Below are 14,603 nucleotides of genomic sequence, written 5' to 3'. Positions count from 1 at the left end.
AACATCCAATGTTGTCCTCAAGCACAACCTAAATTGTCCCCGCGTCCTCCCCCTGGACCGAGTAAACTACCGCTTTAGTAAAAGTCATCACAGAAAGTCACCCATGTCCGACACCCCCCTCCCGACGTTTGCCGACCTGAACATCTCCGCCCCGGTGCTGAAAGCGCTGAAGGAGGTCGGCTACGAGACCCCGTCGCCGATCCAGGCCGCCACGATTCCCCTGCTGCTGGCCAACCGCGACGTGCTCGGGCAGGCCCAGACCGGCACCGGCAAGACGGCGGCCTTCGCGCTGCCGATCCTGTCGCGCATCGACATCAAGCAGCAGGCGCCGCAGGCGCTGGTGCTGGCGCCCACGCGCGAGCTGGCGATCCAGGTCGCTGAAGCCTTCCAGAGCTACGCCGCCCACATCAAGGGCTTCCACGTGCTGCCGATCTACGGCGGCCAGAGCTACGGCCCGCAGCTGTCCAGCCTGCGCCGCGGCGTGCACGTCGTCGTCGGCACCCCCGGCCGCGTGATCGACCACATCGAGAAAGGCTCGCTCGACCTGTCCCAGGTGAAGACCCTGGTGCTGGACGAGGCCGACGAGATGCTGCGCATGGGCTTCATCGACGACGTCGAGCGCATCCTGCAGCAGACCCCGGAAGGCCGCCAGACCACGCTGTTCTCGGCCACCATGCCGCCGGCGATCAAGCGCATCGCCAAGACCTACCTGGCCGATCCGGCCGAAGTGACGGTGGCCGCCAAGACCGGCACCGCCGAGAACATCACCCAGCGCTACTGGCTGGTGGCGGGCATGCACAAGCTCGACGCGCTGACCCGCATCCTGGAAGCCGAGCCCTTCGACGGCATGATCATCTTCGCCCGCACCAAGCTGGGTACCGAGGAACTGGCCACCAAGCTGCAGGCACGCGGCTTCGCCGCCACCGCCATCAACGGCGACATGGCCCAGCAGCAGCGCGAGCGCACCATCGAGCAGCTCAAGAACGGCAAGATCGACATCCTGGTCGCCACCGACGTGGCCGCGCGCGGCCTGGACGTGGAGCGCATCAGCCACGTGATCAACTACGACGTGCCGTCCGACCCGGAAAGCTATACCCACCGCATCGGCCGTACCGGCCGCGCGGGCCGCAGCGGCGACGCCATCCTGTTCATCACCCCGCGCGAGCGCGGCCTGCTGAAGGCGATCGAGCGCGCCACCCGCCAGCCGGTGGCGCCGCTGACCCTGCCGACCGTGAAACAGGTCAACGAAGTGCGCATCTCGCGCTTCAAGGACCAGATCCGCACCACCCTGGCCGAGGGCGGCCTGGACGTGTTCCGTTCGCTGATCGAGGACATCGAGCGCGAGGACAACGTGCCGGCGGTCGACATCGCCGCCGCGCTGGCCAAGCTGGCGCGCGGCGACGAGCCGCTGCTGCTGGAAAAGCCGGACCGCGAGGCGCGTCCGGAGCGTACCGAACGGGCCGAACGCCCAGAGCGCGAGTGGGAAGAGCGTCCCGCGCGTCCGGCGCGCGAGCCGGGCTTCAAGAAGGAGCGCGTGGCGCGCGACGCCGAGCCGGGCATGGCGACCTACCGCATCGAGGTCGGCTACGCGCACGGCGCCAAGCCGGGCAACATCGTCGGCGCGATCGCCAACGAAGCGGGCATTCCGTCGAAGCTGATCGGCCGCATCGAGATCTATGACGACTACTCGACCCTGGACCTGCCGGACGACATGACGCCGGAACTGGTCCAGCACCTGAAGGGCGTGTGGGTGGCGGGCCGCCAGCTCGCGATCACGCGCGACGGCGAGGAGGCGCCGGCGGCGGCTGCGCCGAAGAAGAGCTTCGGGGCGAAGGGCGGGGATCGCCGCGTGGCCGAGAAGGCCGCGGGCAAGAAGCCGCATCGCAAGGGTGGGGCGCCGAAGGGCGAGTAAGGCACTGAGTGCGGGCTGAAGCGGCGCTGAATAAAGCGCTGCGCATGCATTACCACCGCACTCAAACAACGTCATCCCGGCGAAGGCCGGAACAATGCCACTGGCATTGTTCCGTCCAAGTTTGCGTGCTCCGCCACTACCGTTAAGCGTTAGTGGCGCGCAACGAACTTAGGTTCCGGCCTTCGCCGGAAGTCGTAGGCGCCAGTGGCGCGTACGACGGTTTTGAGGTTACGGGTGCTGAGCGACGTTACTTGTTGCTGCTGCTCGCGACCTTGGTCTCCGCCGGCGCAAACATCCACAGCAGCGCCTCGCGCAACTCGCCCGCCCAGAACGCCTCGTTGTGCTCGGCCCCCGGCACGATCTTCAGCACCGTATTCGCGGCCGGGTGCCCGCTCTTGCGCACCACCTCGGCCATGCGCTTGACGTCGGATACCATCTCCCGTCCTTCCTTCCCGCCCATCAGCAGGTAGACGCGCGCGTCCTTCGGCGCCGGCTTCTGCGCCACGAAGTCGAACGCGGGCCGGGCCGTCCAGTAGGCCGGCGAGAACACGCCCGCCTTGCTGAACACCTCCGGATACTGCACCAGCGCGTAGTGCGAGGCCAGCCCGCCCATCGAGCTGCCCATGATCGCCGTGTTGGCGCGGTCCGGCAGGGTGCGGTATCTGGCGTCGATCAGCGGCTTGAGCGTCTTGACCACGAAGTCCGTGTATTCCTTGCCTTCCGCCGCGCCGAAGCGCGGGTTGCTCCAGGCGTTCAGTTCCGTCATGCGCTTTTCCTGGCCGTTGTCGATGCCGACCACGATCAGTTCCAGCTTGCCTTCCCTGGCCAGCGCGTCCAGCGTCTCGTCGACCTTCCACTCGCCGGCGTAGGCGGTGGCCGTGTCGAACAGGTTCTGGCCGTCGTGCATGTAGAGTACGGGGTAGCGCTTGCCGGACGTCGCATAGCCCGGCGGCAGATACATGCGGACCTGGCGCTGGCGGTTCAGGCCCGGCATGTCGAGCTGTTCCGCCAGCAGGCTGACGCCGGGCAGGGCGGTCGAGGCCTTGGCCGGCTCGGGTTTGTCGGCGGCGCCGGCGGAAAGGGAGGCGCACAGCGCGGCGGCCAGGGACAGCGGAACCAGAATAGTGCGGAAGCGTCGCATGCAGTGTCTCCTTGATCAGTTTTATCATGTTGTTTAACTACACAGATGGGTATGATGACATCGGTGTAGCGCCAATTCTACTATGGAGACTTCTCGATTGACACTCAGAAATCACCATGTTATTTTGCTACAGATACGCTGGCTGGATCGACTAAAGGCCGGCCCCACCGCACAACGCACCACCTAAAGGAGAGCCCGGCGCCTAGCCGGGCCAGATCGGGGACACACATGGATATGCAAACCAGCGTGCTCAAGCCGCGCCTGTCGTTCTGGCAGCTGTGGAACATGAGCTTCGGCTTCTTCGGCATCCAGTTCGGCTTCGCGCTGCAGAACGCCAATACCAGCCGCATCTTCGCCACGCTCGGCGCCAATCCCGACGACCTGGCCCTGTTCTGGCTGGCCGCGCCGGTCACCGGCCTGCTGGTCCAGCCCATCATCGGCTACCTCAGCGACAACACCTGGCACCCGAAGTGGGGCCGCCGCCGTCCCTTCTTCTTCATCGGCGCCGTGCTGGCGGCGATCGCCCTGTTCCTGATGCCGAATTCCGCCACCCTGTGGATGGCCGTGGCCGTGCTGTGGCTGATGGACGCCGCCATCAACGTCTCGATGGAACCCTTCCGCGCCTTCGTGGGCGACAAGCTGGACGCCTCGCAGCAGACCGCCGGCTACGCGATGCAGACCTTCTTCATCGGCTGCGGCGCCGTGATCGCTTCGCTGCTGCCGACCATCTTCGAATCGATGGGCGTGTCGAACGCCGCCGTGGGCGGCATGATTCCGGACACCGTGCGCTATTCCTTCTATGCGGGCGGCGCCGTGTTCTTCCTGGCCGTGACCTGGACCGTGCTCACCGCCGACGAGCTGCCGCCGGCCGACCTCGAAGGCTTCCGCAAGGAACGCCAGCAGACGCGCGGCCTTGGCCATGCCTTCAAGGAAATCGTCGGCGGTTTCGGCAAGATGCCGCGCACCATGGTGCAGCTGGCCTTCGTGCAGTTCTTCACCTGGATCGCCCTGTTCGCGATGTGGATCTACACGGGCAGCGCCATCGCCGACAACGTCTACGGCACCACCGACGCCCAGTCGACCGCCTACCAGGACGCCGGCAGCTGGGTCGGCATCATGTTCGCGGTGTATAGCGGCGTGTCGGCCCTGGCCGCCTTCATCCTGCCGGTCTTCGCCCGCGCCACCAGCCGCAAGACCGTGCACGCCGTGTGCCTGGCGGTGGGCGGCCTGAGTCTGGCGAGCGTCTTCCTGATCCACGACAAGCACGCGCTGGTGATCCCGATGATCGGCGTCGGCCTGGCCTGGGCCTCGATCCTGACCATGCCCTACGCGATCCTGGCGGGTTCGCTGCCGGCCAAGCGCATGGGTTACTTCATGGGACTGTTCAATTTCTTCGTCGTGATCCCGCAGATCGTCAGCGGCCTGCTGCTGGGCTTCGTGACGAAGCATTTCTTCGGCGGCCACACGGTCAAGACCCTGATGCTGGGCGGCGTCTGCATGCTGGTGGCGGCGGTCCTGACCCTGTTCGTGACCGACAAGGCCGCGCCGGTCAAAAGCGGCGCCTAAACCCTGCGCCATCCATTTTGCTCCTGTCGTATCGTAACGTTTTACTAACATCACGCTCGATCCAGCCATCGTGATGCAACGTTTCATAGACAGGAGCACAGCATGACCATCCAGACCGTCGCGACCACGCCGTTCGCCGGGCAGCGCCCCGGCACGTCTGGCCTGCGCAAGAAAGTGAGCGAGTTCCAGCAGCCCGCTTACCTCGAGAATTTCGTCGAAGCCATCTTCCTGACCCTGGGCGAGGGCGCCGGACGCACCCTGGTGGTGGGCGGCGATGGCCGCTACTTCAACCGCCAGGCGGTGCAGACCATCCTGCGCATGGCCGCCGCGCACGGCATCGAGCGGGTGCTGGTCGGCCGCGGCGGCATCCTCTCCACGCCGGCCGTCAGCTGCGTGATCCGCAAGCACGCGGCCTTCGGCGGCATCGTGCTCTCGGCCAGCCACAATCCGGGCGGCCCGGACGGCGACTTCGGCATCAAGTACAACATCGAGAACGGCGGTCCCGCGCCCGAGAAGATCACCGAGGCGATCTTCGCCAACACGCAGATCCTCCAGGCCTACCGCATCAGCGACGCGCCCGCGGTCGACCTCGACACGCTGGGGACGACCCGCATCGAGAACATGCGCGTGGAAGTGATCGACCCGGTCGCCGACTACGCCGAACTGATGGCCCGCCTGTTCGACTTCGACGCCATCCGCGCCCTGTTCGCGCGCGGCTTCACGATGCGCTTCGACGCCATGCATGCGGTCTCGGGACCCTATGCGCACGCCATCCTCGAAGGCATGCTGGGCGCGCCCGCCGGCACCGTCATCAACGGCACGCCGCGCGAGGACTTCGGCGGCGGCCATCCGGACCCGAACCCGGTCAATGCGGCGGAACTGATCGCGCTGATGAACGGCCCTGATGCGCCCGATTTCGGCGCCGCCTCGGACGGCGACGGCGACCGCAACATGATCGTCGGCCGCCGCCTGCCGGTCACGCCCTCGGACAGCCTGGCCATCATCGCCGCCAACGTCACCGTGGCGCCGGGCTACAAGGGCGGCATCGCCGGCATCGCGCGCTCGATGCCGACCTCCACCGCCGCCGACCGCGTGGCCGATGCGCTCGGCATTTCCTGCTTCGAGACGCCCACCGGCTGGAAGTACTTCGGCAACCTGATGGACGCCAACCTGGTCGCCCTGTGCGGCGAGGAGAGCTACGGCACCGGCTCGCACCATATCCGCGAGAAGGACGGGCTGTGGGCCGTGCTGTTCTGGCTCAACCTGCTGGCCGCCAGCGGCAAGAGCGTCGAGCGGATCGTGCACGAGCACTGGGCCCGCTTCGGCCGCAACTACTATTCGCGCCACGACTACGAAGCGGTCGACGCCGGGGCCGCCGACGGCTTGATGACGGCGCTGCGCGACCAGCTCCCGGAGCTGGCCGGCCGCATGCTGGACGGCCACCACGTGGCCGAGGCCGACGACTTCGTCTACAACGATCCGGTCGACGGCTCGGTCGCCACGCGCCAGGGCATCCGCATCATCATGGGCGACGGTTCGCGCATCGTGTTCCGCCTGTCCGGCACCGGCACCGAGGGCGCCACCATCCGCCTCTACCTCGAACGCTACGAACCCGATCCCGCGCGCCACGACCTCGACACCCAGGAAGCCCTGGGAAGCCTGGCGCGGATCGCCGACGAGATTTCCGGCCTGCGCCGGCGCACCGGCCGCGCCCAGCCGTCCGTGATCACCTGACCATCCACCCACCCACCACAGGAACCCGCATGAAACTTCCCGTCCTTGCCGCCTCCCTGCTGCTCGCCTTCGGCGCCGTCCACGCGCCGCTGGCGACGGCCCAGACCGCGCCCAATGCCGCATCCGCAGCCCGGGGCAAGCCTTTCGTTTGGGAGAACGCGACCGTCTACTTCCTGCTGACGGACCGCTTCAACAACGGCAATCCGGCGAACGACGGGGCCTATGGCCGCAAGCAGGACGCGGCCAAGCTGCGCGGTTTCATGGGCGGCGACCTGGCCGGTGTCACGGCCAAGATCCGCGAAGGCTACTTCAGGAACCTGGGCGTGGACGCGATCTGGATCACGCCGCCGGTGGAGCAGATCCACGCCGGTACCGACGAGGGAACCGGCAAGAGCTATGGCTTCCATGGCTACTGGGCCAAGGACTTCACGGCCATCGACGCCGCGCTGGGCACCGAGGAAGACATGCGCACCCTGGTCGACACCGCGCACGCCAACGGCATCCGCGTGATCCTGGACGTGGTGATGAACCACACCGGACCGGTCACGGAGCAGGACCCGGTGTGGCCGTCCTCATGGGTGCGCACCGCGCCCAAGTGCACCTACAAGGATGCGCGCACGACCCAGGACTGCACCCTGGTGGACAACCTGCCGGACTTCCTCACCCACAGCAACGCCAAGGTCGCGCTGCCGCCGCAACTGGCGGCCAAGTGGAAGAAGGAAGGGCGCTACGAGCGCGAGGTGAAGGAACTCGACGACTTCTTCAAGCGCACCGGCTACCCGCGCGCGCCGCGTTACTACCTGATCAAGTGGCACGCCGACTGGGTGCGCAAGTATGGCTTCGACGGCTTCCGCGGCGACACCGTCAAGCACACCGAGGCGGGCGTGTGGAAGGAGCTCAAGAAGGAAGCCAGTCTCGCCTTTGAGGACTGGAAGAAGGCCAATCCGTCCAAGCGCCTGGGCGACACGCCGTTCTGGATGGTGTCCGAGGTCTACAACTATGCGATCCACCACGGCCACCAGTTCGACCTGGGCGGCAAGGACATGGTCGACTACCTGGCCAACGGCTTCGACAGCATGATCAACTTTTCGATGAAGTCGGACGCGGCCCAAGGCTACGAGAAGCTGTTCTCGAGCTATTCCAGCATCCTGAACGGCGACATGAAGGGCTATTCGGTGCTGAACTACCTCAGCTCGCACGATGACGGCGGCCCCTTCGATCCGCTGCGCGAACGTCCTTTCGAAAGCGCCAACAAGCTGCTGCTGGCGCCGGGCGCGGCCCAGATCTACTATGGCGACGAGACCGCGCGCCTGCTCAAGATCGAGGGGGCGGTGGGCGACGCCACCCTGCGTTCCTTCATGAACTGGGACGAGCTGGCCGCCAACGCGCGGCGCGGCACCACGCGCGTGGCCGAGGTGCACGAGCACTGGGCGCGCCTGGGACGCTTCCGCGCCGCGCACCCGGCGGTGGGGGCGGGCGTGCACCAGATGATCCATCACAGCCCGTACACCTTCAAGCGCACCTGGAGCAAGGATGGCGTGAGCGATCGCGTCGTGGTCGCGCTCGACCTGCCGGGCGACAAGGCGGTGCCGATCCCGGTCGGCGGTGTCTTCAACGACGGCCAGAGCGTGCGCGACGCCTACACAGGCAAAAGCGCCGTGGTCAAGGACGGCAAGGTGCAGTTCGACACCCCGGCCCCGGTCGCGCTGATCGCCCAGGATTGAGGGCAACCCGGCAGTAAGCCGGCGCGTGTCCACGGTGCGCGCCATCCGGGAAAATGCTGCTAAGCTTAGGCTAAATCAGTGTTCTCGGGTAACCATTTATCACATTGGTAAATGCGAGGCGGGTGGCCGGATGCGTGAAGACAGGAATGCGGGATCGGCGTACAGCCGGGTTGAGGAGGTGGACGAGAATGCGACGGCGTCGGGCGCCGCCATCTCGGCCGAGGATGGGGGCGCGCTGGCGTCCGGCGCGCGCCTGCTGTATCCGCCAGTCGTATCCAACGACGCCCTCCTGCTCGATCCCCCGGATCCCAAGCTCGACTGCATCACCCGCCTGGCGGTGATGGCGGCCGGCGCCGACATCGGGGGCATCAGCCTGATGTTCCAGTCGCAGATCTGGCTGCCCTCGCGCATCGGCATGAGCACCCAGCTCATGCCGCGCTCGGGCTCCTTCTGCAGCCGTGCGGTCGAGGCGGCCGGGGGCTATTTCGAAGTGCACGACGCCCTGCAGGACCCGCGCTTCGCCGACAATCCCCTGGTGACGGCGCCGCCGCATTACCGCCACTACGCGGCCGTACTCCTCAAAGGGCCAGGCAACCACTTGCGAGGCACCTTGTGGGTGATGGGGCGCACCCCGCGCACCCTCGCCATCGCCCAGGCCTCCCAGCTCACGCTGCTGGCGCGCATCGCCGCCGACATGCTCGAGCTGCGCTATTGCGAACCGACCACCGGCATGTTCAACCGCACGGTCTTCCTGCACCACCTCGGGCGCCTGCTGGCGCATGGCAGCGGCGCCACCACGATCGGCTACATCGACCTGAACGCCTTCCGCCAGGTGAACGGGATGTTCGGCCGCGCGGCCGCCGACCGCCTGCTGATGATGCTGGGCGAGCGGCTCGAGGCATGGGACGGCGACGGCACCCTGCTGGCCCACCTGGGCGGCGACAAGTTCGCCTTCGCGCTGCCCTCGACGACGGAGCGGCACGAGGAAAAGATCCGGCGCCTGTGCGTGCTCATCGACCAGCCTTTCGACCTGGGCGACGGCTACCGCCAGACCATGCACGCCCGGATCGGCCTGCGGCGCCAGCAGGCGCCCTGGCAGGGACCGGCCGCCGAGCTGCTCGACGCCGCCGACACGGCCGCCTCCTCGGCCTCGCGCAACACCGGCACCAGCGTGGTGTGCGAATACGACAACGCGCTGGTGGCGCGCACCCGCCTGCGCTACGAACTGCGCGAGGTGATCCGCGGCGACCGCCGCCACGGCCTCCTCGACGTCCACTACCAGCCCCAGATCGACGTGGCCGCCGGGCGCCTGATCGGCATGGAAGCGCTGGTGCGCTGGCGCCATCCCGAATTCGGCCTGGTCGCTCCGGGCATGTTCGTGCCCGAGGCCGAGCGCTCGGGCGGCATCGTCGACCTCGACCTGCGGGTGCTGGAACTGGTGTGCCGCGACCTGGGCGCCTGGCGCGCCCGCGGGCTGGAGCTGGCGCCGGTGTCCCTGAATTTTTCACGCCTGTCGCTGATGCATGCCGACATCCTGCCGCGCATGGCCGCCGTGCTGCAGGCGACCGGCGTGCCCGGGGAGCTGCTCGAACTCGAGGTCACCGAGAGCGTGCTGCTCGATACGCTGCAGCCGCTGCACGCGCGCATCGGCGAATTGCGCGGGCTGGGCGTGCGCATCGCGGTGGACGATTTCGGCATCGGTTCGTCCAATCTCGACGCGCTCGACAACTTCCATTTCGACCGCCTCAAGGCCGACCGCCAGTTCGTCCACGGCGTCGCCAGCGACCGCAAGAAGGCGGGCCTGTTCTCGCTTATCCAGGGCATCGCCGGCGTGTTCGATGCGGAACTGGTGTGCGAGGGGCTGGAGGACGAGGCCGACATGGCCTGGCTGCTCGACCGCGGTGCGCACTGCGTGCAGGGCTGGCTGTTCAGCCGCGCGCGGCCGGCGGACGAGATCGAGCGGGTGCTGCTGCGCTTCCAGGAGGCGCGGGGGAGGACGCTGTCGGTGGAGGAGGTGAGGGGGATGCTGGGGTAGGGCATTTGGCTGCTCAAGCAAACTTAGGTTCCCGCCTTCGCGGGAATGACGGGGAGGCGTAACGGGCTACGAGATTTTTGATGACCTGCAGCGTAAAAACGTCGTTTCGGCGAAGGCCGGAACCTAAGTTTGCCCGCACATCCATAGCGTAACCTAGCAACCCCACCGGTTTTTCATCCCCCCGATCAATGGTATCCTGTCGCGATGACCGTTGAACCCAACACCGAACTGAAACCCACCCGCGCGGCCTTTGCCGACGGCCCGCGCCTGCTGGCCGATATCGGCGCCACCCATGCGCGTTTTGGCCTCGAAACCGCGCCCGGCGTGCTGAGCAAGGTCGCCGTGCTGCGCTGCGACGACTACGCCGGCATCGTCCCGCTTCTGGAAGCCTACCTGGCCCAGATCCAGGGCACGCGCATCACCCACGCGGCCTTTGCGCTGGCCAACCCGATCAGCGGCGACACCATCCGCATGACCAACCGCGACTGGCAGTTCTCGACCGACGAGGTGCGCCGCACGCTCGGCCTGTCGACGCTCCTGATCGTGAACGACTTCACCGCGCTGGCGATGGCGCTGCCGGGCTTCAAGCCCACCGACCTGCTGCAGATCGGCGGCGGCGAGCCGCAAAGCCATGCGGTGGCCGGCCTGCTCGGTCCCGGCACCGGCCTGGGGGTGTCGGGCGTGATCCCGACCATGGACGGTTTCGTCACCCTCGGTTCCGAAGGCGGCCACGTCAACTTCGCGCCGGCCGACGAGCGCGAGTTCGCGATCCTGCAATACGCCTGGCGCGAATGGCAGCACGTCTCGAACGAGCGCCTGATCTCCGGCCCCGGCATGGAAATCATCCACCGTGCGCTGGCCCAGCGCAACGGCGTCGACGCGCCGCCGCGCGACGCCGCCGCCATCGTCTCCGGCGCACTGGAAGGCAAGGACCCGCTGTGCCTGGAAGTGCTGGAATGCTTCTGCGGCATGCTGGGCGGCGCCGCGGCGAACCTGGCGGTGACCCTGGGCGCCTTTGGCGGCATCTTCATCGGCGGCGGCATCGTGCCGCGCATCGCCGAATGGTTCGCCACGTCGCCGTTCCGCGCCCGCTTCGAAGCCAAGGGCCGCTTCACGCAATACCTGGCGCAGATCCCGACCTACGTCATCATGACCCCGAACCCGGCCCTGTACGGCGTGTCGGCGATCCTGTCCGAACACCTGCGCGGCCGCAGCGGCGCCAACACCCTGATGGACCGTGTGCAGCAGCTGCGCCACGAACTTTCTCCGGCCGAGCAGCGCGTCGCCGCCCTCGTCATCGAGCATCCGCGCAAGGTGCTGTCCGAGCCGATCGCCGAGATCGCGCGCCTCGCGGATGTCAGCCAGCCGACCGTGATCCGCTTCTGCCGCTCGCTCGGCTTCCAAGGCCTGGCCGAATTCAAGCTCAAGTTCGCCGGCAGCCTGACCGGCACCATCCCGGTGCGCCACAGCCAGGTGCGCATGAGCGACAGCACCCACGACCTGTCGGCCAAGGTGATCGACAACACCGTGTCGGCGATTTTGAAGTTCCGCGACCAGCTCGACGTGCACGCCATCGACCGCGCCATCGAGATCCTGCGCCGCGCGCGCCGGGTCGAGTTCTACGCGATGGGTAATTCGCGCGTGGTGGCGCTGGACGGCCAGCACAAGTTCTTCCGCTTCCGCATTCCGGCCGCGCTGTATGGCGACTCGCACCTTCTGAACCTGGCGGCGGGTCTGCTGGGACCGGGCGACGTGGTGATCGCGATCTCCACCGCGGGCCAGCTGCCCGAGCTGCTGGAAGCGGTCGACACCGCGCGCGCCGCCGGCGCCGAAGTCATCGCCATCACCAGCAGCAAGTCGCTGCTGGCGAAGAAGGCCAACGTCTGCCTGGCGGTCGACCACAGCGAGGACAGCACGACCTTCCTGTCGATGATCTCGCGCATCCTGCAGCTGCTCCTGATCGACATCATGTCGGTCGGGATCTCGCTCGGCGCGCAAGGCGAGGGCGGCCAGGCCGACATCGAAGAGCGCAGGCTCTTGATTTCGCACCTGGACATCTGAAGCGCGGGCGCCTGCCCGCGCTGCATGAACGGCGCACCGCTGCGGCGCCGGTCATCGTTTCGTCACATCCAGCCTTTAGATTCGCTGCACGATCAACTCGATGGAGTCCACCGTGCAGCAATGCTTCCCGCAATTCCTTTCACGTTTGATGCCCTGCCTGGCGGCGGCCGTCCTCATGGGCGGCTGCGGCAGCGATGATGGCCGCGACCTGCTGAATCCCGGCGCCGCCTGGCCGCCCGCGCCGACCGTGACCGGCCACCGCGGCGCGTCCGCCTTGCGCCCCGAGCACACGCTGGCGGCTTACCAGAAGGCGATCGAGGACGGCGCCGACGTGGTCGAGCCCGACCTCGTCGCCACCAGGGACGGTGTGCTGGTGGCGCGCCACGAGAACGAGATCTCGGGCACCACCAACGTGGCGACACTGTCGCAGTTCGCGTCGCGCAAGACCACCAGGACCATCGACGGTGTGGCCGTCACCGGCTGGTTCACCGAGGACTTCACGCTGGCCGAACTCAAGACCCTGCGCGCCCGCGAACGCATTCCCGCCAACCGCCCGGCCAACGTGGCCTACAACGACCAGTTCGAGATCCCGACCCTGCAGGAGGTGATCGACCTGGTGCGGCGCGAGAGCGAGGCGCGCAACAAGGTGATCGGCCTGTACCCGGAGACCAAGCACCCGACCTACTTCAAATCGATCGGCCTGCCGCTGGAAAGGCGCCTGGTCGATACCCTGGCGGCGAACGGCTACCGCGGCAAGGAGGCGGCGGTGTTCATCCAGTCCTTCGAGACCGCCAACCTGAAGGAGTTGCGCGGGATGACGCAGATGCGCCTGGTGCAACTGCTCGACAGCCCGGCGAACGCGCCGTATGACTTCGTCGCTGCCCGCAATGGCCGGACTTATGCGGACCTGGTGACGCCGAGCGGCCTGAAGGAGATTGCGGCCTATGCGGATGTGGTGTCGCCCTACAAGGAAATCATCATTCCGCGCACGAGCGCCAATGAGCTGGGGACGCCGACCCGTTTCGTGGCCGATGCGCACGCGGCGGGGCTGAAGGTGCACACCTGGACCCTCAGGCCGGAGAATCCCTTCTTGCCGGCGGGCTTGCGGGCGGCGCCGGTGACCTCGGCGAGCCAGCGGGGGAATGCGGTGGGGGAGATCCTGGCTTACCTGAATGCGGGGATCGATGGGTTCTTCACGGATGATCCGGCGGTGGGGAGGTCGGCGGTGAACGCATTCACGAAGAAATAGAGGTAGTGGCGCGCAAATTGACTTAGGTTCCGGCTTTCGCCGGAACGACGTGCTGTTGGCACGGGTGAAAAGTGGTGCCGCCGTTCTTCGCCGCATCCATAAGACCGTCGTTCCGGCGAAGGCCGGAACCCAGGTTCCGCACGCGAACCTTCAGCGCAAATAAGGCGCCACGTTTGCGGCAACCCGCTCGACTTCCTTTTTCGTCAACGGCAGCGCCGCAAACGCCGCCCACGCCTCGCGCGGCCGCATATTGGTCGGCGTCGCCGCATCCGACCCGAACAGCACCTTGTCGACCCCCACCTGGCGGATACGCCGCACCATCTCGCGCGCATGCTCCGGCGTGATGGACGGGGTGGCGATCGAGGCCACGTCGAAGTAAAGCTGGCGAGTGTTCGGATCGCGCTTGGCCGCCGCCTCGGCGAACACGCGCATGACTTCGTTGGCCGGCGGGTCTTCGTAGCCCGGTCCGGCGCCGGCGAAGTGCGCCACCTGCACCGGGATATCCGTGGCAAGGGGCATCAGCTGCTCGAGGAAGGCGCGTGCCTGGGCTTCGCCATAGGGGCGCTTGAGCGAGATCGAGGCGCGCAGGTGCACGGCGATCGCCATGCGGTGGCGGTTGGCGGCGCGGAACACTTCCTTCAGCTTGGCGATGTGCTCCGGCTTGTCCAGCTGGACGTCCGAATTCCCGAAGTGCATCTTGATGCCGTGGCGCAGATGCGGGTGGTCCGCGCAGCGCTCCAGTTCCGCCAGCGCGTAATCCTTGAGGGGATTGAAGCCGCAGAAGGCGCGCAGGCGCTCCGGATGCTTGGCCACCTGGCTTGCGGTCCAGTCGTTCTCGGCCTTGACCTTGCCGTATTCGTCCTCGACCACCCGCGACGGGCGGCCATACATGTAGGCCACCGACATCACCGCCGCGCGCCGGATGCCGGCCGTGTCCAGGTAGCCGATGAGGTCCTCGGCCGAGATGGGCTGCGGCCCGGTGGGACCGGCATCGATCAGGGCGATGATGCCGGGGCTGAACAGGTGCTGGTGGTGGTCGGCGGCGGGTTGGGCGGCCATTGCGACGCCGGCGGCGAAGGCGAGCGGCAGGGCAAATGCAAGGCGCAGGCGGTGGAGCAGGGAAGGCATGGCAGGTCCTGGACAAGTCGGGATGGACCAGCCTAGCGCCGGATCGCCGCACT

9 protein-coding genes are annotated in these 14,603 nt (G+C 67.3%); 7 read left to right on the top strand and 2 right to left on the bottom strand.

What is annotated here, in order from left to right:
• Nucleotides 1–103 precede the first annotated feature (103 nt).
• On the top strand, nt 104–1,912 hold the full coding sequence (locus tag V7778_RS21830) for a DEAD/DEAH box helicase (protein WP_335559133.1): 1,809 nt from the start codon (nt 104–106) through the stop codon (nt 1,910–1,912).
• 247 nt (nt 1,913–2,159) lie between these two features.
• On the opposite strand, the gene V7778_RS21825 is transcribed toward V7778_RS21830, so the two are convergent.
• Entirely contained in the window at nt 2,160–3,053 is an 894-nt protein-coding gene (locus V7778_RS21825) for an alpha/beta hydrolase (RefSeq protein ID WP_335559131.1), read from the bottom strand.
• Nucleotides 3,054–3,281: 228 nt separating this feature from the next.
• Between V7778_RS21825 and V7778_RS21820 the strand changes: the two genes are divergently transcribed.
• The 6 genes from V7778_RS21820 (at nt 3,282) to V7778_RS21795 (ending at nt 13,422) form a co-directional block, all read left to right on the top strand.
• A complete protein-coding gene (locus V7778_RS21820; RefSeq protein WP_335559129.1) occupies nt 3,282–4,619 on the top strand; it encodes an MFS transporter in 1,338 nt (445 codons plus the stop codon).
• 102 nt (nt 4,620–4,721) lie between these two features.
• Nucleotides 4,722–6,353 (top strand): alpha-D-glucose phosphate-specific phosphoglucomutase, encoded by a 1,632-nt coding sequence (locus V7778_RS21815; protein WP_335559127.1) that lies wholly within the window; start codon nt 4,722–4,724, stop codon nt 6,351–6,353.
• 29 nt (nt 6,354–6,382) lie between these two features.
• The gene (locus V7778_RS21810; RefSeq protein WP_335559125.1) at nt 6,383–8,077 is read left to right on the top strand and encodes an alpha-amylase family glycosyl hydrolase; all 1,695 of its coding nucleotides are present in this window, start codon (nt 6,383–6,385) and stop codon (nt 8,075–8,077) included.
• Between the two features lie 130 nt (nt 8,078–8,207).
• Nucleotides 8,208–10,112: a sensor domain-containing phosphodiesterase gene (locus V7778_RS21805; protein WP_335559123.1), complete on the top strand. Its 1,905-nt coding sequence runs from the start codon at nt 8,208–8,210 to the stop codon at nt 10,110–10,112.
• Between the two features lie 204 nt (nt 10,113–10,316).
• Entirely contained in the window at nt 10,317–12,173 is a 1,857-nt protein-coding gene (locus V7778_RS21800) for a glucokinase (RefSeq protein WP_335559120.1), read from the top strand.
• A gap of 148 nt (nt 12,174–12,321) precedes the next feature.
• Complete coding sequence (locus V7778_RS21795) at nt 12,322–13,422, top strand: glycerophosphodiester phosphodiesterase (RefSeq protein WP_442920745.1); 1,101 nt, start codon at nt 12,322–12,324, stop codon at nt 13,420–13,422.
• Between the two features lie 150 nt (nt 13,423–13,572).
• Here V7778_RS21795 and V7778_RS21790 read toward each other — a convergent pair whose 3' ends face one another.
• Complete coding sequence (locus V7778_RS21790) at nt 13,573–14,550, bottom strand: amidohydrolase family protein (RefSeq protein WP_335559117.1); 978 nt, start codon at nt 14,548–14,550, stop codon at nt 13,573–13,575.
• Between the last annotated feature and the right edge of the window lie 53 nt (nt 14,551–14,603).

This window comes from Massilia sp. DD77 (assembly GCF_036961685.1).
GTDB lineage: Bacteria > Pseudomonadota > Gammaproteobacteria > Burkholderiales > Burkholderiaceae_D > Telluria.
The sequence above is the reverse complement of the archived record's forward strand: the minus strand, read 5'-3'. Positions and strand labels throughout refer to the sequence as shown.

Bases quoted from the DNA above. Each gene is read 5' to 3' on its own strand.
- V7778_RS21820 (WP_335559129.1), top strand. From the start codon at position 3,282: ATGGATATGCAAACCAGCGTGCTCAAGCCGCGCCTGTCGTTCTGGCAG.
- V7778_RS21810 (WP_335559125.1), top strand. From the start codon at position 6,383: ATGAAACTTCCCGTCCTTGCCGCCTCCCTGCTGCTCGCCTTCGGCGCC.
- V7778_RS21790 (WP_335559117.1), bottom strand. From the start codon at position 14,550: ATGCCTTCCCTGCTCCACCGCCTGCGCCTTGCATTTGCCCTGCCGCTC.
- V7778_RS21815 (WP_335559127.1), top strand. From the start codon at position 4,722: ATGACCATCCAGACCGTCGCGACCACGCCGTTCGCCGGGCAGCGCCCC.
- V7778_RS21800 (WP_335559120.1), top strand. From the start codon at position 10,317: ATGACCGTTGAACCCAACACCGAACTGAAACCCACCCGCGCGGCCTTT.
- V7778_RS21795 (WP_442920745.1), top strand. From the start codon at position 12,322: ATGCCCTGCCTGGCGGCGGCCGTCCTCATGGGCGGCTGCGGCAGCGAT.
- V7778_RS21805 (WP_335559123.1), top strand. From the start codon at position 8,208: ATGCGTGAAGACAGGAATGCGGGATCGGCGTACAGCCGGGTTGAGGAG.
- V7778_RS21830 (WP_335559133.1), top strand. From the start codon at position 104: ATGTCCGACACCCCCCTCCCGACGTTTGCCGACCTGAACATCTCCGCC.
- V7778_RS21825 (WP_335559131.1), bottom strand. From the start codon at position 3,053: ATGCGACGCTTCCGCACTATTCTGGTTCCGCTGTCCCTGGCCGCCGCG.